The 17575-nt window shown below is 71.6% G+C and carries 14 protein-coding genes; 9 read left to right on the plus strand and 5 right to left on the minus strand.

All coding sequences use genetic code 11. The features are described 5' to 3' along the window. Positions 1-68: 68 nt before the first annotated feature. From LPA41_RS37930 to LPA41_RS37960, 7 genes are all read left to right on the plus strand, one after another. Positions 69-2342, plus strand: coding sequence for an EAL domain-containing protein (locus LPA41_RS37930; RefSeq protein ID WP_229076138.1), 2274 nt, complete (start codon positions 69-71; stop codon positions 2340-2342). Between the two features lie 162 nt (positions 2343-2504). Further along, complete coding sequence (locus LPA41_RS37935; RefSeq protein ID WP_229076142.1) at positions 2505-3566, plus strand: glycosyltransferase; 1062 nt, start codon at positions 2505-2507, stop codon at positions 3564-3566. A 4-nt stretch (positions 3567-3570) separates the two neighbouring features. Then, a complete protein-coding gene (locus LPA41_RS37940) occupies positions 3571-4020 on the plus strand; it encodes a GNAT family N-acetyltransferase (protein WP_229076144.1) in 450 nt (149 codons plus the stop codon). After that, on the plus strand, positions 4017-5033 hold the full coding sequence (gene pseI, locus LPA41_RS37945) for a pseudaminic acid synthase (protein ID WP_229076147.1): 1017 nt from the start codon (positions 4017-4019) through the stop codon (positions 5031-5033). The genes LPA41_RS37940 and pseI overlap by 4 nt, the downstream gene beginning before the upstream one ends. A gap of 1 nt (position 5034) precedes the next feature. After that, on the plus strand, positions 5035-6591 hold the full coding sequence (locus LPA41_RS37950) for a hypothetical protein (RefSeq protein WP_229076150.1): 1557 nt from the start codon (positions 5035-5037) through the stop codon (positions 6589-6591). Beyond that, on the plus strand, positions 6588-7514 hold the full coding sequence (locus LPA41_RS37955) for a hypothetical protein (protein WP_229076151.1): 927 nt from the start codon (positions 6588-6590) through the stop codon (positions 7512-7514). The genes LPA41_RS37950 and LPA41_RS37955 overlap by 4 nt, the downstream gene beginning before the upstream one ends. Continuing rightward, positions 7511-8461, plus strand: a complete 951-nt coding sequence (locus LPA41_RS37960) for a hypothetical protein (protein ID WP_229076153.1) — start codon at positions 7511-7513, stop codon at positions 8459-8461. Before LPA41_RS37955 ends, LPA41_RS37960 begins: the two co-directional genes overlap by 4 nt. Positions 8462-8642: 181 nt before the next feature. Here LPA41_RS37960 and LPA41_RS37965 read toward each other — a convergent pair whose 3' ends face one another. Next, the gene (locus LPA41_RS37965; RefSeq protein ID WP_229076154.1) at positions 8643-8984 is read right to left on the minus strand and encodes a CrcB family protein; all 342 of its coding nucleotides are present in this window, start codon (positions 8982-8984) and stop codon (positions 8643-8645) included. After that, positions 8981-9331, minus strand: coding sequence for a CrcB family protein (locus LPA41_RS37970; RefSeq protein ID WP_229076157.1), 351 nt, complete (start codon positions 9329-9331; stop codon positions 8981-8983). The genes LPA41_RS37965 and LPA41_RS37970 overlap by 4 nt, the downstream gene beginning before the upstream one ends. Positions 9332-9762: 431 nt before the next feature. On the opposite strand from LPA41_RS37970, the gene LPA41_RS37975 reads away from it, so the two are divergent. Next, entirely contained in the window at positions 9763-10668 is a 906-nt protein-coding gene (locus tag LPA41_RS37975; RefSeq protein ID WP_229076160.1) for a hypothetical protein, read from the plus strand. Continuing rightward, positions 10668-12554, plus strand: a complete 1887-nt coding sequence (locus LPA41_RS37980; RefSeq protein WP_229076164.1) for a hypothetical protein — start codon at positions 10668-10670, stop codon at positions 12552-12554. Before LPA41_RS37975 ends, LPA41_RS37980 begins: the two co-directional genes overlap by 1 nt. Before the next feature lie 754 nt (positions 12555-13308). On the opposite strand, the gene LPA41_RS37985 is transcribed toward LPA41_RS37980, so the two are convergent. The 3 genes from LPA41_RS37985 to LPA41_RS37995 all read right to left on the minus strand — a co-directional run bounded on the left by LPA41_RS37985 (position 13309) and on the right by LPA41_RS37995 (position 17525). Next, on the minus strand, positions 13309-15492 hold the full coding sequence (locus LPA41_RS37985) for an MMPL family transporter (RefSeq protein ID WP_229076170.1): 2184 nt from the start codon (positions 15490-15492) through the stop codon (positions 13309-13311). Positions 15493-15563: 71 nt separating this feature from the next. After that, on the minus strand, positions 15564-16208 hold the full coding sequence (locus LPA41_RS37990; protein ID WP_229076173.1) for a response regulator transcription factor: 645 nt from the start codon (positions 16206-16208) through the stop codon (positions 15564-15566). A 12-nt stretch (positions 16209-16220) separates the two neighbouring features. Beyond that, a complete protein-coding gene (locus tag LPA41_RS37995) occupies positions 16221-17525 on the minus strand; it encodes a sensor histidine kinase (RefSeq protein ID WP_229076175.1) in 1305 nt (434 codons plus the stop codon). Between the last annotated feature and the right edge of the window lie 50 nt (positions 17526-17575).

Here is a 17575-nt window from a genome sequence, read left to right on the forward strand (position 1 = left end):
ATGCCAAGCCGGCACGAAGCAACAGCACTTTTCCTCAACTGGGCGGCACCACCGCCGACTCCAACCACGTGCTCGCTACTCAGCAACTGACGGACTTCCTGACCGTCGTCGCGGACCGGCCCGACCAGGCCGCTGCGCAGCATGCCGCCGTGGAGTGCGCGGCACGCGCGCTCGATGCCGACCTCGCCGTGCTGGTGGTCGACGGTGGTGTGGCCGCGGTCGTCGGGTTGCCGGCCGACGCGGTGCCCGCCTACGCCATCGGCCAGGTCGCGGCGGGCCGGCTCAGCTCGCTGACGATCGGCGCCGAGGTCTTCACGGTGACGCACGCCCCGATCGGCGGGGACTCCCCCGGCGCCCTGGTGCTCGGGCGACGGACCACCGCGTTCACGATCGAGGAGATCTGCCTGCTTCGCGGCATGGCGCAGGTGCTGGAGCTCAGCCTCCAGGCGTTGCAGCTGGTCGAGGCGGAGCGCCGGCAGGCCGCGGAGCACGGCCGGCTGATCGACTCACTGCAACGCCGGCAGCGCCTCTTCGACGAGCTCAGTACGGTGCAGCGGGCAATCGCCCGGCGCGAGCCGCTGGCCCGGTTGCTGAACATGGTCACCGAGTCGGCCGCCGAGCTGATGGACGTCGAGATGGCCGGCCTGATCGTGCTCGACGCCGATGACCCGGGCCGAGCCGGCCTGGTCGCCTCGTACGGCATCCCGGACGAGACCGCGGCCCGCATGCAGCACCTGCCCGTCGCCGCGCTCGGTGCCGCCGGCCTGGCGATCATGGGGGACGAGCTGGTCGCGGTGGACGACTACGCGAGCTCGCCGATCGCCGTGCCGGAGGTGGTGCGGGCGAAGCTGAAGAGCCTGATGGCGCTACCGGTGCACGAGAACGGCGTGGTCGTCGGTGCGATGTTCGTCGGCTCGCACACCCGGATGCGCGAATGGGACAAGCCGTCGCAGGAGATCCTTGAGGCCTTCGCCGAGCACGTCAGCCTCGCGATCACCGACTCGCGGACGCTGCGCGAGATGAGCCACGACTTCCACGACTCGCTGACCGGGCTGGCCAGCCGCACGCTGTTCATGACGCGGGCCGAGAGCGCGTTCGCGACCACCCGGTCCGGCGGGGTGGCGGCGCTGCTCGTCGACCTGGACCGGTTCAAGGTGATCAACGACGCGCTCGGGCACAAGCAGGGCGACCGGCTGCTGGCCGCGGTCGCCGACCGGATCCGGGACTGCCTGCGCGCCGACGACACCGCGGCCCGGCTCGGTGGTGACGAGTTCGCCGTGCTGCTGCCGGACGTCGCGGGTGTGGACACGGCCCTTCCGGTCGCCCGCCGGATCGTCACGGCGATGCGGGAGCCGTTCGACCTGGACGGCCGGGAGACGTTCGTGACGTGCAGTGTCGGCGTCGGGTACGGGCGGGCCGGCTCGGAGGACGCCCAGGAACTGCTGGTCCGGGCCGACCTGGCGATGTTCGAGGCGAAGAAGCAGGGCAAGGACCAGTTCGCGGCGTTCGACCCGGCGATGCGGGAGTCCTTCCAGAAGCACCTGGAGATGGAGGCCGACCTGCGCCGGGCGGTGCTGCGGCACGAGTTCCAGCTGCGGTTCCAGCCGATCGTGCGGCTCCGCACCGGTGACATCTCGGGTCTGGAGGCGCTGGTCCGGTGGCAGCACCCGGAGCGCGGGATGATCCCTCCGCTGGACTTCATCCCGCTCGCCGAGGAGACCGGCATGATCGTGCCGATCGGCGAGTGGGTGCTGCGGGAGGCGTGCCGGCAGGCGGCCGGCTGGAACGCGCGCCGGGACGGGCTGCCGCCGCTGACGGTCAGCGTGAACCTCTCCGCGGTGCAGTTGGACCGGGCCGACCTGCCGGACGTGGTGCGCTCGGCGCTGGACGAGAGCGGCCTGCCGGCGAGTTGCCTGGTGATCGAGCTGACCGAGTCGCTGATCGTGGATCACCGGCCGGAGACGCTGCGCCGGTTGACGGCGATCAAGGCGCTGGGCGTCCGGCTGGCGATCGACGACTTCGGCACCGGGTACTCCTCGCTGGCGTACCTGCGCCGGTTCCCGGTGGACATCATCAAGATCGACAAGTCGTTCGTCGACGAGGTGGGCGACGTGCCGGCGGCGGCCGCGCTGACCCACGGGATCATCCAGCTCGGACAGGCCCTGCAACTCTCCACGATCGCCGAGGGGATCGAGGATCTCGACCAGCTGACCGAGCTCACCGATGGCAACTGCGAGCTCGGACAGGGGTACTACTTCGCCGAACCGCTCACCACGGCCGGCATGGACGAGCTCCTCTTCCCGGCGCAGGGAGAGCAAGCGGGAGAACGAGCCGGAAAATGAGCAGGCGAGCGCGGAGACCCGTACCCGATGAGGGTGCGCAACGCCCGGCACCGCCCGGCGGTGATGGGGGTTTCCCTGTTGGACCGCCGAAATTGTCTGTGACGTAGATCCCCGCAAGCTCCGGTTCCCCTGTGCTTCACGTCCGGGGTCGAAGTTTTGTCCATGGACGTTCTACTGACCGTCGTAGTGCCGGTCTACGCGGTCGAGGGCTACCTGTACCAGTGCCTCGAGTCGATTCGTGCCGGGCTGACCGCCGAGGAGAACTCACAGGTCGAGGTGATCGCGGTCGACGACGCGTCGCCGGACGCCTGCGGGGCGATGCTGGACGGGTACGCCGCCCGCCACGGTGATCTGCGGGTCCTGCACCTCTCCAGCAACGTGGGGCTGGGCCTGGCCCGCAACGCCGGGCTGGTCGAGGCACGCGGGAAGTACGTCTGGTTCGTGGACAGCGACGACTGGCTGCCGTCCGGTTCGGTCCGCGCGGTGCTGGACAGGTTGCGCGAGACCGAGCCCGACGTGCTGCTCGTCGACCACCTGCGGGTGCACGAGAACGGCCGCCTGGAGACCGACGCCAGTTCACCGCTGCTGCGCGGCCCGGCCACATGCGAGAACCTCCTCGGGGTGCAGCACACGGCCTGGAACCGGGTGATGCGCCGCGACTTCCTCACCAAGCACGACCTGCGGTTCCCCGCCGGGTGGTACGAGGACGTGCCGTTCAGCACCCCGGTCCTGATCGCCGCCGAGCGCGTCGAGGTGCTGGACCGGGTCTGTTACCACTACCGGGTGGGCCGGTTCGGAGCGATCACCGCGACCCGCAGCGAGCGGCACTTCGAGGCGTTCGAGCAGTGGAACCGGGTGCACGAGTGGCTCGACGGCGTCGGGGCCGAGCCGTGGCTGCGTACCCGGGTGTTCACCTTGATGATCAGTCACCTGCTGGTGGTCGCCGGCAACGACGCCCGGGTGCACCCGAGCCGCCGCCGGTCCTTCTTCCGCAAGATCGCCGGGCTGTACCGGCGGCACCGGCCGGAGGGCTACCAGCCACCCGCCGGCACCCCGGGGATCAAGCACCGGCTGGTCGCGATGAACAGCTACGCGATGTACGCCGCCCTGCGCTCGGGTTACCGGATCGCGGGATTGCGGCGCCGATCCACCGAACGGACACCTGTGGTTTCCCCGGACCTCCCCTCTGCGCCACAGGCGGTCCAAACCACATCCCTACGTTGACGGCGTGCTTCGTCCCGCCCGTGACTCCGACCGTGACCTCGTGCTGGGGTGGCGCAACCACCCCGCGGTGCGAGCGGTCAGCCTCACCACCCATGAGATCCAGCCCGCCGAGCACGCCGCCTGGTGGGCGGCCCGCAGCGGCACCGTCCTGATCTACGAGGAGGACGGCATCCCGGCCGGGGTGGTGATCTTCAACGGGAACACGTGGTCGTTCTACCTCGACACCGAAGGACTCGGCCCCCGGCTCCTGCCGGCCTGGATGCGCCTCGAGAAGGAGGCCGTCGAGTACGCGTTCGGCACGCTCGGCCTCGAGACGCTGGGCGGCGAGACGCTCGCCGAGAACAAGCAGGTTCTCGCGCTCCACCGGCGCTTCGGCTTCCGGGAGACGCGCAGATACGAACGCATCGTCGACGGGGTGCCGAAGACGGTCGTCTGGACAGAGAGAGCGAAATGAGCAATTCGAAGCCGTACATCGTCGCGGAGATGTCGGGCAACCACAACGGTTCGCTCGACCGGGCACTGCAGCTGGTGGACGCCGCCGCCGATGCCGGGGCCGACGCCATCAAGATCCAGACGTACACCGCGGACACCCTGACCGTGGACGTGAAGCACCCGCGCTTCCAGCTGTCCAAGGGTCACGAGCTCTGGGGTGGTGAGTACCTCTACGACCTCTACACCCGCGCGCACACCCCGTGGGACTGGCACGCGCCGATCTTCGAGCGCGCCCGGGAGCGGGGCATCGCCGCGTTCTCCAGCCCGTTCGACCCGACCGCGGTCGACCTGCTGGAGAAGCTGGACGCCCCGATGTACAAGATCGCGTCCTCCGAGATCACCGACCTGCCGCTGATCCGCCTCGCCGCGTCGACCGGCAAGCCGATCATCATCTCCACCGGCATGGCGACGCTCAAGGAGATCACCGCGGCGGTCGACGCGGCGCAGAGCGCCGGCGCCACCGACATCACCGTGCTGAGCTGCACGGCGTCCTACCCGGCCCCGCCCGAGCACACCAACCTGCGGCGCATCCCGGTGCTGGCCGAGGCGCTGCGGCTGCCGATCGGGCTGAGCGACCACACGCTCGGGATCGGAGTCCCGATCGCCGCGGTCGCGCTCGGCGCCGTGCTGATCGAGAAGCACGTCACGCTCAGCCGCACCGACGGTGGCGTGGACTCGGCCTTCTCGCTCGAACCCGCGGAACTGGCCGCGCTCGTGGTGGAATCGGAACGGGCCTGGCAGTCGCTCGGCACCACCACCATCGGCCCGACCGAGGCCGAGAAGGAGGGGCTGCGGTTCCGTCGCTCCCTCTACGTCGTCGAGGACGTGGTGGCCGGCGAGCCGGTCACCGAGAAGAACGTCCGGTCCATCCGTCCCACCGGCGGCCTCGAACCGGACGCCATCGGCTCCGTGCTGGGTCGCGTCTTCCGGTCGGACGCCGCCAAGGGAACACCGCTCACCTGGGATCTGGTCTGACGTGTGGCTGCAGGCTAACAAGCAGGAGTGGAAACACTTCCTCACCGCTGCCGAAGTCTTCTGGCAGAAGAACCTCACCCCGGCCACCGACGACGCGGTGATCCTGGTCGAGGCGTTCCACCAGGACCTGCGCGTCACCCTGCGCAACCTGGCGGTCGCCAACGCGATCCGGCGGATCCGGCCGGCGAAGCTGGTCGTCCTCACCGGCGTCGAGGAGTCCTGGCAGAAGACGCTGTGGCAGGGCTTCGACGTGGCGGCGGTCCGGGAACTCGCCCACGCCTACGGCGCGCACGAGACGATCGACGTCTGGGAGATCGTGCGCCGGGCGGACCGCAAGCCCACCTTCGACACCTCGAGCTACGTCGCCGCGACCGACGCGCGCCTCGCGAAACTGCCGCGGCTGCGGACCCAGCCCCCGGCGGAGCGGCAGCGGTACGGTGACAGCCTCGCCGCCTTCTACGAGGAGCAGTTCCGGCAGAACGTGCTCGCGCTGGTCACCAGCCACGTCGACTACGACCAGTGGGGCCTGGCCGTGGAGGTCGCGCGCCGCGGGGCGGTGCCGGTCATCCACACCCAGCAGACCGGGTGCCTCAAGGCGTACGCGCTCTTCCCCGAACACGACACGCACACCGGCACGTTCCGCGAGGAACTGACCCGGCAGATCGCCGACGTGTTCGAGACCAAGCTCTGGCCCCGCCGCGAGGAACTGCACCGGGCCACCGAGCTGATCGCCTGGCGGGCCAAGGTGAACCTGGGCCGGCCCAGCTGGTGGCGCGGCGGCGCGGCCGCCTCGGTCGACCTGAACAACCCGGCCGAACGGGCCGTGCTGCGCACCCACACGGCCGCCCGGTTCGGTTTCGACCCGGAGAAGCCGATCGTCGCGGTCTTCAACCACGCCGTGTCCGACGCGCTCGGCACCAACCGGGAACTGTTCCCCAGCCTCGCCGACTGGTTCACCGACACCGCGGCCTTCGCGGCCGGTCGCGACGACGCGCAGTGGCTGTTCCTGGACCACCCGAGCCAGGCGCTCTACGACTCCAGCGGCTTCTTCGGCAACCTGGCCAAGGAGCACCGCCCGGCACGTCACCTGGTCTTCAAGCCGAGTGCGGCGATCAGCAAGAACGCGCTCTGGAGCCTCACCGACCTCGGTGTCACGGTGCGGGGCAGTGTCAGCAACGAGCTGCCGGCGTACGGCATCCCGGTCGTCCAGGCCGGCTGGTCCGAGTGGAGCTCCTGCGGTCTGTCCACGGTGGTCGACTCGACGGACGCCTACTTCAAGACGCTCGACGAGAGCATCACCGCCCTGCGCGACGGCGCGTCGCTGGTCACCGAGGAGCAGGTGCGCCGGGCCCGGCTCTGGCTGTGGCTCTACCGCAGCGGCGCCGACGTGGTCACCCCGCACGTGCCGCAGTGGGAGGTGTGGCCGGCGAACACCCTGCTGAAGACGGTACGGGCGACGTTCCGGCACATCGAGAGCGACGCCGACCCGCTGTTCGAGACCGTCGAGCGGATGTGGACGCGGCGCGAGCCGATGCTCACCCGGACCGACCTCTCATGAGCGTCGGCGCCTGGTTCCGCACCGACTTCGACGAGCCCTCGGTCCCCGCCGAGCTGCCGATGCGGCTCACCACCGGCATGCACCCGTCGGTCACCATCGTCGACCAGATGGTCCGCGGCCGGGGCATCATCGGCCGGGTCACCGGTGACTTCGGTGCCCTGGCCGTCAAGGTGGCCGGCACCGGCAGTCCGGTGCGGGTGGCCGTCACGATCGGGCTCGACGAGGTGAGCACCCGCTGGTGGGCGGACCGGGTCCGCCCGTCCCGCACCACACCGGAACTGCCCCGCGTCGTCGTGCTCCGCTCGCAGGGCCGGATCCGCGGCGCCGCCGTGCTGGCCCGGCGGCAGGGCTGGCGAGGTGCCGCCAGCGCCGAGGCCACCCTCGCCTTCGACCTGGCCGAGGGCGAACTCGACGGCGACGGACTGCTCCTCGTCGAACTGGGCGAGACCGCGCCACCGTCCTGGGCGGCCGGGCGGGTCTCCACCCGGCCGGTCGTCGGGCTCCGGTTCAACAGCATCACGGTGGAGCCCGCGACCACGCCGGCACCTGTCGCCCTGACCGGCGGCTCGACCGGCTGCGACTTCGCCGTCGTCCAGCCCGGCGACGCGCTCACCCACCGGCTGATCACGAGTCCGGTGCCGGCCGCACCGCCGCTGCCGCTGACCCCGCGCAACAAGCTGACCCGGCGGCGGCCGGCCCGCGCCGCGTTCAAGGCGGCCCGGGCCGCCCGGCGCGTCGCCTACCGCGCCCTGCCGCAACGGCCCGGCCCGCTCTCCGGCGTGGTCGCCGCCGACCTGATCACCGGCGCCCCGGTCGCGGTGGAACTGTCCGGCGACGAGGTCCGGATGCCCGGCGCGACCGGCAACCCGGTGCTGCTGGGTGCCGCCCGGCCGCAGCCGACACTCGCCTGGCGGCTGCAGTGACCCTGCGCCCGACGCTCGGGTCCGACCCGGTCGCCAACCACCGCACGCTCACCGAGGTGCTCGCCGGTCCGCCCGGCAAACTCGAACTGCCGGCCGGTGCGCACCCGATCGCCGACGGGCTCATCGTTCCGGGTGGCTGGACCGTCCGGGGCGTCTCGGACACCGCCACCCGGCTCGTCGCCACCGAACGCACCGGGCATCCGGTGCTGCACATCCTCGGCTCCGACGTCTCGGTGAGCGATCTCGCCCTGCGGCCGGCGCCGTCGGACCCCGGCGAACACGGCGGCGACCGGGGCACCGGCATCACCGTCGGCGAATACCTCTACCCGGCCGCGCCGGCGTGGATCTCCGGGGTCGACGTGCGGCGCGTGACAGTCGATCACGGGTCGTTGCGCACGGCGAACGGGGTCGGCGTCATGGGCGCGGTCCGGGACGTGGTGCTGCGGGACGTGACGGTCACGGGTGGGTACACCGGGCTGGCCGTGCACTGGGGTGCGGTCGGCGGCGACGTGTCCACGCTCGTCGGGCCGACGTACCACCCGCACGGCCTGGACGTCGCCGGCCTGCGGGTGTCGGACGCGATCGAGGGGTTCTACCTGAGCTCGGTGCACGACGTGCGGGTCTCCGGCGCCACCCTGACCGGTGTCGAGATGGGGTTCCGGCTGCTGCCCGGCGACAACACCGACCGGTTCGTGTCGTCACCGGAGATCGGTTCCCGGATCGAGATCACGGATGTGGACGTGGCCTGGTCGGGACCGTTGTACGCGGTGCGGATCGCGGGCTGGGGACGCAGCGAGATCGACGGCGTGGTCACGGTCCTGGAATATCGGGATTCAGTGGTACGGAACTGCCGGTTGGCGGGCGTGGGGACGGGCGTTTCGTGGTCCCCGCTCGTCGTCGAGCAGGCGGCCGGGGTCGCCCTGGAGAACATCACCGTCACCGGCTGAGCCACGAGCCGGGTTGTGCTTGCCCGGCGCGGGGGTGGGCTTGCCCGGCGCGGGGTTGGGCTTGCCCGGCGCGGGGGTGGGCTTGCCCGGCGCCGGGGCCGGCGGCGGCGGGCGCCGGGGCATGGACGTCAGTCGGCGCGGGCCGGGGGGACGCCGATGGTTGCGGTCGGGGCGCGGCGGTTCACGCGTACATCTGGGAGATGCGCATCCCCAGCCACGCCGCACCCAGGCCGGCCAGCACGCTGATCGCGGCGTAGCCGAATGCCGCCGCCCGTTCGCCGCGCCGGGCCATCGTCAGGGCCTCCCAGCTGAAGGTGGAGTACGTCGTCAGCGCGCCGCAGAAGCCGGTGCCGGCCAGGGCCACCCAGATCGGCGGCAGCGGCAGGCCGAGGACGAGGCCGAGGATCAGCGAGCCGGTGACGTTGACGGTGAGGGTGCCGCGCGGTGAGCCGATCAGGCGGTCGGCGAGGTAGCGCAGGGATGCGCCGGCCGCGGCGCCGAGGGCGACGACGAGAACTGTCATCGGCGGGATCCGAGCAGGGTGGCGAGGGCGCTGCCGGCCCAGACGGCCAGCAGGGCGCCGAGCAGCGTGGCGGCCAGGTACGGCAGGCCGGCGTGCAACGTGTCCACCGAGGCGGTGGAGAACGTGGTGTAGCCGCCGAGGACGCCGGTGCCGAGGAACGCACGGGCGATCCTGCCCTTGACCAGGGTGTATGTCACGCCGAGCGCGAAACAGCCGGTTACGTTGATCAGCCAGGTCGCCCAGGGCGTGCCGGGCCAGGCCGTGGATATGGCGTAGCGCGCGAGCGCGCCGATCGCCCCGCCGGCCGCGACCGCCGCCAGCGCGCGCCGATCCACGTCAAGATCCATCAGGCATGACGTTAGCGCACTTCAAGGGTGCGGTGGGGAGGCCCGGCGGCCGGGGGGACGTGGCGGCGTCCACCCCGGCCGGTCTCCGGGCGCACGGGGGCCGATCGGCCGAGCCCGGCGCCACGAGTGTCCACTGTAGGCGAGGATCTTGAAGAGCCGGGACCGGCCCCGCCCGGCACAGTTCATCTGAATTCTGGGCATCGTGCCGGTGTGCCGCCGGTGGCGTGCCGGTCGATTCCGGCCTTCGAGAGTGTGAACGGCGGCCGCGAATCGCCATAAACCAGCTCCAGTCATCCGCGGATTGCGATGAATTGAGCGCTCGAAGCCCTGCTCAGCGGCTGATAGCGTGCGGCTTCGCACGTTGATCGACCATCGCTCCGTCCGATGCGCCGTGGCAGTGGACCGGCAACGTACGGGGGACGGGAAAAAGGATGCATCACGCCAACTATCACTACGGGCACGCGCACATCCTGGCCCGATACTGCCAGATCCCCGATCCGCTGCACCCGCCGCGCATCCAGGGCTATCTGCAGCACGGCTGGAACATCGGCGACGGGCTCGCACCGGGCACGCCGTACGTCAGCGGCAGCCGCGTCCTGGTCTGGTCCGAGGAGACCCGTCGCCGATCCTGGTCACAGGGCCGGCGGGACGTGGTCGTCGTGGGTGCGCCCTTCGCGTACCTGCTGGAACTGGAACCCGACGACGGCACGCCCGGCGAGGGCACCATCTTCTACCCGTTCCACGGGTGGGAGGGCCAGCAGATCATCGGTGACCACCAGCGGCTCATCGACGAGGTGAAGGCCACCGAGACCGGTCCGGTCACGGCGTGCCTCTACTGGAACGAGTACCGGATGCGATCGGTGCGCCGCCTCTACCAGAAAGCCGGGTTCCGGGTGATCTGCCACGGGTACCGCGGGTTCTGGTGGCGCGACCACAACCGGGGCTTCCTGACCGGTCAGCTGGCCGAGATCAGGCGGCACCGGCGGGTCATCTCGAACCGGCTGTGCAGCGCCATCTGGTACGGCTCCCTCGCCGGCCGCGAAGTCGCCGTCTACGGCGACCCGATGGTGCTCGACAACGCCGACCCGCAGTTCGGCGGCGAGCCGCGGCTGCACCGCCAATGGCCTGAGGTCTACGGCCAGGAGACCGACAAAGAAGCCTGCCACCGGCTCGCCCGGGAACAGCTGGGCGCCGACGAGCTCGCCTCCCCGGACGAGTTGCGCGCCCTGCTCGGCTGGCCTGCCGACAAGAACTGGCGCACCTTCACCGACCAGCCGGACCCCAGGCTGCCGGAAGACATCAAGTGGCGTCCCGCCGCCACGGAGAGGCACGCGTGATGCCGGACCGTCCGGTTGCCCTCGTCCCCGCCGAACCCGTCGACCTGGCCGCCGTCGTCGCCGCACCGCCGCTGGACAACCTGCGGCGCATCGGCGGCGAGATGTTCTCCTGGTCGGACCGGGACGCGAAGCGCGGCCCGGCTCAGCCCTCGGGCGGCCTGCTGCGGTACCTGCTCGCCGCTCAGGCCGGGCCGGGACGCACCGTCCTGGTCGCCGGCCCGCACTCCGACGAGCTGATCGACGTGCTCGCCGGCAGCGGCGCCTCGGTGACCTGGCTGCTGCGGTCGCTCGTCGACGCCGAGGAGGTGGCCGCGGCCTACCCTGCCGTCACCGTCCTCGCCGGCACCCTCGGCAAGCTGGAACCCGACCAGTTCGACCTGGTCGTCGCCGTGGACGGGGTCAGTCGCCTCAACTCGGCCGAAGGCGAGCAGATGCCGGTCGGCGCGATGCTGGATCGGCTCGCCCTCGCGGTGAACGCCGACGGCACCCTGATCCTGATGCACGACAACCACTTCGGCGTGCACCACACCGTCCACCTGGGAGCGGAGAGCCGGCAAGGTTCGGACGCCGACTGGTACCCCACCGACGAGCTGGACGCCGGCCGTCCCGCCTCCCGGACCGAACTCACCGGCCGCCTCACCGACGCCGGACTGGTCGTGGAGGCCTCCTACGCCGCCTTCCCCGACCCGGCGGCACCCGCCGTCCTGATCGGCGAACGGATCCTCGGTGACACGTCGTCGCCGCTGCGCCCGTGGCTGGGCAGTGCGGTGGCGCAGGCGTTCACGACGGCGTACCGGGGTCGCCCGGTGCTCAGCGACCCGCGCCGGCTGGCCGGCCGGGCCCTGCGGGCGGGCGCCGAGGACGCGGTCGCCTGCGGCTGGCTGGTCGTGGCGACCGGCTCCGAGGAATCCCGTTTCACCGGGCACGACGTGCTGGTGGGTGACGTGCACGGCACCTTCACCTACGGCGTGAACGCGGACAGCGACCCGGAACTGCTGGTGCCGCTCACGGAACCGGTGGAACGGGCCGGCCTGCGGCGCACCGGGATGCCGGCGGTCGCGGCCGCCGACGGGTACCTGCTCGAGGACCGCCTGCTCGAACTCTGCGCCGCCAACGACGTGCGCCGGCTGCGCCAGGAAGTCATCCAGTTCGAGGAGTGGATCCGGGACCAGGCCCGGGACGGGATGCTGAGCGGCCGGGTCGCGGTCGCCGACGTCTCCGACGTGCTGATCACCCGGGACGGCCCGGTGGTCCTCTCCGTGCGCTGGGAACCCACCGAGCCGGTACCCGTCGGAACCGCCCTGGTGCGCTCCCTCTGGCAGTTCGCCGTCCGGCTGATCACCGGCGCCCGCCCGCACCCGTGGCCGATCACCTCCAGCGCCATGGACCTCACCACGATCCTGCTCGGCATGGCCGGCCGCGGCGTCACCGAACCCGAACTGCGCACCGCCGTCGACCTCCAGGTCGCGATCGACTCCGCGGAACTGGGCCTGCGCCCCGCCGAACAGCACGACCACAAACTGAACCTGCTGGCGGTGCAGCCGGGCACCGTGCCGGTCGACGTCGTCGGGTACCGCGAACTCACCGAGGCGCTGTGGCGGCAGCGCTACCACACCAGCCACCTGCTGCACATGATGGAGTGGACCGAGGACATCATCGCCTCGCGCGACCGCTGGCTCAGCAAGATGGACTGGGAGATCCAGTTCTACCGCGCCTCCTGGGCGGGCCGCGCACTCACCCTTTCCCGCACCGCCTACCGCCTGATCAGCCGCGACCTGCGAGCGGCACGCCAGCGCCGCCGCCAGCGCCGGACAGCGGCCGCGGCCTCGCGTCGCTGGCACAAGGCCCAGAAGGCGAAGGGCCTGCCCGCCCAGCCCGACGAGTAGCCGACCACCACAGCGCGCGGCGAGTCCTTGGCGGCTCGCCGCGCGCTTTTCTTTCTCCGGGTACGGGCTGCCCCGCACCCGACCGCAACCATCCCGTCCCGTCAGCCCGCACCACCTGACGGTCCACGCCCGCCCTCCAGACCGCAGCGTCCCGATCACCGGGTGCACAGGCACGAGGTCGTCGCCTGACCGCGCGGGTTACGCCTCCGCCAGCCCTCTCCGGACCGGACCGCTGCGGTGAGCTCGTCACCCCGACCGGCACCGCCCGCGCGTCAACCCGTGCCCCTGTCCTGTCCTGTCCCGGCCCGGTGACGCCGGACGCGCCGTCAGTGTCGAGATGTTGATCTGCTGGCGTAGCGAAATCGCGGTGATCATGGGGGTATGACCGCGATTTCCCTACGCCGGCAGATCAACAACGCCACGCGCACCCCACGCAGCGCGTTGCCGACGCTGCCGCACCCACGACGATGCGCCCGGTGGGCATCGCAGCGTCCATGGCGCGTTGACCGCAAACGTTCACCAGGTCGGGCGAGCCCGATCGCCGCGGCCGGGCAGGAACGGCACGGAATCACCTGACTGCCGGGCCGCGAAGGAGCCGGGACGCGAAGGAGCCGGGACGCGAGGTGCAAGCGGCCCCGCGACGGTCGGTGGACCGTCGCGGGGCCGGCGCGCGGAAAGATCTGGGTGGTCGGTCCCGGCCGGGCGGCGGAGGCCGGGCGGGTCGGTCCCGGCCCGGCGGCGGGGACCGGGTGGGTCAGGGGGTGGGGGTCAGCTCCCGGGCGGGGGCCGGCGCCGGCGCGGGCGGCGGCTCGTGGGCGATCTCCGGGAGCCACCGGAGGCCGCGGGGCAGCCACCAGTTCGCCCGGCCCAGCAGTGTCATCACGGCGGGCAGCAGGACCGCTCGGATGATGGTGGCGTCGAGGAGGACGGCGGCGGCCAGGCCGACGCCGAGTTCCTTGGTGGCGATCAGCGGCAGGGTGGCGAAGAGGGCGAAGACCGCGACCATGACCACGGCGGCGCTGGTGATGACGCCGGCGGTGCGGCCGATGCCTTCGCGGACGGCTTCCCGGATGGGCAGGCCGCGGTCGTGGCCCTCGCGGATCCGGCTCACCACGAAGACGTGGTAGTCCATCGACAGTCCGAAAAGGATGACGAAGAGGAAGAGGGGCATCCAGTTGGTGATGGCACCGGCGGCCACGAAGTCGAGCTGCTTCTCGAGGTTGCCGTACTGGAAGACCCAGACCAGCATGCCGTAGGCGGCGGCCACCGACAGCAGGTTCAGCACGACGCCGGTGAGTGCCACCACGACCGAGCGGAACGAGATCAGCAGCAGGACGAAGGCGAGTCCGAGCACGAACGCGAAGACCCAGGGCAGGCTCTCCTCGAGCCGTACGTTGTAGTCCACGCTCTCCGCGGTGACGCCGGTGACCAGGGCCGCCGGTCCGAAGGTGTCCGGTACCACCCGGTCGCGGAGCAGGTTGAGCGCGTCGACCGCGGCGGCGTCGTCGGCGTTGCCGCTCAGGCCGACGGAGACGACCGCGACCGTACCGGCGGGGTTCACGTCGACGTCGATGGGTTCGACAAGTTTGCCGTCGCTGGCCGCGGCCGCCGACTTCAGGCCGGCGAGCGCCCGGTCGAAGTCCGCGTTGCGCACCGGGTCGCCGGTGACCACGATCCGGGCCGGGGTGGTCTTGCTGGGGAAGGCCTCCCCGATGGCGACGTACGCCTGCACGACCTGGGAGTCCGGTGCCACGTCCTGGATCCGCTGGCCCTTGGTCTCCAGGTTGAGTGCGGGCGCGGCGATGGCCCCGAGGGCCGCGACCGCGACCAGCGCGGAGATCAGCGGCTTGGCGAGCACCAGCTTGAGCAGCCCGTTCCAGAACCGGCCTTCGCTGTTCCGGCGGTAGAGGCCGGGGATCTTGACGGCGTCGACCCGGTCGCCGAGCGCGGAGAGCAGGGCCGGCAGCACGGTCAGCGAGCCGAGCACGGCGGTCGCGACCACCAGGATGGTGCCGGTGGCGAAGCTGACGAACACGACGTCGCGGGTGATGAACATGCCCGCCATCGCGATCATCACGGTGAGGCCGGAGACCCAGATCGACCGTCCCGAGGTCTGCGCGGCGATCATCAGGGCCCGGTGCGGGTCGGCGCCCTTGCGCCGTTCGTCGCGTTCCCGGCGGATGTAGAAGAGGCAGTAGTCGACCCCGACCGCCAGCCCGATCAGCAGCATCACGTGGGTGGTCTCGTCGACCGTCGGCGCGAACCGGCTCGCCACGGCCATCAGGCCGATCGCCGCGACCACCGACATGACGGCCAGCGCCACCGGCAGCAGTGCGGCCACGACAGCGCCGAAGGCCACCAGCAGGATGCCCAGGGTCACCGGGATGGAGAGCAGCGACAGCCGGGTCAGGCCGGCCTCCAGCTCATCGCCGATCAGCTTGTCGCCGCTGCCGTCGCCGGCCTCGGCGATGTAGAGGTCCGGGTGGGCGGCCTGGACGCCGGCCACCGCGTCCAGGGCCGGGCCGACCCGTTCGCTCGCGGTCGCCTGGTCGCCCTCGATCTCGAAGGTGATGAGTGTCGAGCGGCCGTCGGCGGACTGGATCGGCGGCTGCACCTCGCCGACGTCGGCGGTGGTCGACAGCGCCCGGGTGACCTCCTCCGCAGCGGTCACCCGGTCGCTCCCGGACCGGTTCTGGATCAGCACCATCTCGCCGGCCGGCTGCTTCGGGAAGCCGGCTTCCTCGACGATGCGGTCGGCCTTGCCGGACTCGCCGTGCCCGGCGAGCGCGTAGTTGGCCTTCTCGGTGCTGACCTGGCTGCTCAGCGCCACCGTCGCGATGACGAAGGCGACCCAGCCGAGTATCGCGAGGGCCCGGTGGCGGGCACTCCACATCGCGACACGGGCCGCGATCCCCTTGACGTTGTCCCTGTTCTCCATGGTGATGACGCTATGAAGTCCGTGGTCGGACATCGATCCTGCGAGCCCCCCGGAGCGGGGTAGTGCCAGCCCTACGTCTGCAGGTAGGCCAGCACCGCCAGCACCCGCCGGTGCTGCTCCTCGTCCTGGTGCAGGCGGAGCTTCGTGAAGATGTTGCGGACGTGCTTCTCCACGGCCCCGTCGGTGACCACCATCTTGCGGGCGATCGCGGTGTTCGACATGCCTTCCGCCATCAGGCCGAGCACTTCGCGCTCGCGGGGGGTGAGGCTGCGCAGCGGGTCGTCGCGCCGGCGCCGGACCAGCAGCTGGCCGACCACTTCGGGGTCGAGCACGGTGCCGCCCTCGGCGACCCGGGTCAGCGCGTCCAGGAACTCGGCGACGAGCGAGACGCGGTCCTTCAGCAGGTAACCGACCGCGCCGCGGCGGTCGGCCAGGAGATCGTCGGCGTACGACACCTCGACGTACTGGGAGAGCACCAGCACCGGGCTGCCCGGGACCGCCGCGCGGGCCTCCACCGCGGCGCGCAGCCCTTCGTCGGTGTGCGACGGCGGCATCCGGACGTCCACGATGGAGACGTCCGGACGGTGTTCCTTGATCGACTCAACGAGGGACGGCCCGTCGCCGACGGCCGCCACCACGGTGTGGCCGTTCTCTTCGACGAGCCGTACCAGGCCTTCTCTCAGCAGCACCGCATCGTCGGCGATAACCACGCGCATGCCGCCACTCTGTCAGAGCGGCAGGGCCGCCGTCAGCCGGGTTCCCTCCCCCTCGGGGCTTTCCACGGCCAGGACGCCGCCGGCCGCCCGAACCCGGTCGTCGAGTCCGGCCAGGCCGTGCCCCTTGGCGAGGCTCGCGCCACCCACCCCGTCGTCGGCCACCGTGACCAGCAGGCCGGTGGCGATGCGTTCCACGCTCACCTGGACCTCGCTGGCGTGGCTGTGCTTCGCGACGTTCGTCAGGGCCTCGGCCACCACGAAGTACGCGGTCGACTCGATCGACGGGTCCAGCCGGTCGATCGGCGGGGCGTCCAGGTCGACGGGGACGGTGCACCGGCCGGCGAGGGCGGTCAGCGCCGCCTGCAGGCCACGGTCGACCAGGATCGGCGGTGCGATGCCGCGGGACAGGGCGCGCAGCTCGTCCAGGGTCTCCCGGGTCTGTGCGAGCGCCTCGGCCACGGTGGCCCGGGCCTTCTCCGGGTCGGTGCTGAACTGCTGCTCGGCCCGGCCCAGGTCCATGGCGAGCCGGACCAGGCGCTGCTGCGGGCCGTCGTGGATGTCGCGTTCCAGCCTGCGCAGCGCGACCGCCTCGGCGGAGACCGCGGCTGCCCGCTGCTGCTGGGCCACGTCGCGGGCCTCGTTCGCCGCGCTGACCTCGTGGCGCAGCCGGGACACCCCGTTGAGCATGCTGTAGGCGAAGGCCGACTCGAGCAGCGCGGCGGCCCGCACCACCGGGTAGAGCGTGACCGCGAAGAACGCACCGGCCGCGAGGTACAGCAGGATCCGGGCGGCGGCGGTGTCGCCGAAGCCGAGCATCTCGGGGAGTTCGTAGTTCTCCGGCGGGTGCGGCAGCGCCCAGTCCCAGAGCGGGTAGGTGAGCCCGCCCAGCGCACCGGCCCACCAGGCCAGCACGAAGGAGAACGCGATTGTGCTGGGGATGAACCGGAAGACGCCGTGCACCATGTCGAGCCAGGCCTGCGCGTCGAGGAGCGGGCTGAGCGAGCGCCGCAGCCATCCGCTGCCGGTGGCCGTGCGGTAGATCGGGTGCGGCAGCCGGCGACCGAGGACCGGGGCCATCCGGGACCGCTCCACGATCGCGAAGCCGCGGGACATCACCAGGGTCGCGACCAGGATCGGCAACCCGATCCAGATGATCGCCGTGCCGACCCCGACGGCGAAGCCGGTCACGAAGAGAACCAGCGTGAGCAGGCCGATCGGGAAGCCGAGGAGCACGTACTGCGTGTCGACACCCAGCTGGCGCAGGAACCGCCGGGCGGGCGCGGGGGCGGCGGTGGCGCCGGCATAGGTCGTTGTCATGTCTTCGACCCTAGGCATCGGCGCCACCCCTTCCGATCCTGCGGACCGCC

The organism is Actinoplanes sp. DH11 (assembly GCF_020873875.1).
Taxonomy (GTDB): Bacteria; Actinomycetota; Actinomycetes; order Mycobacteriales; family Micromonosporaceae; genus Actinoplanes.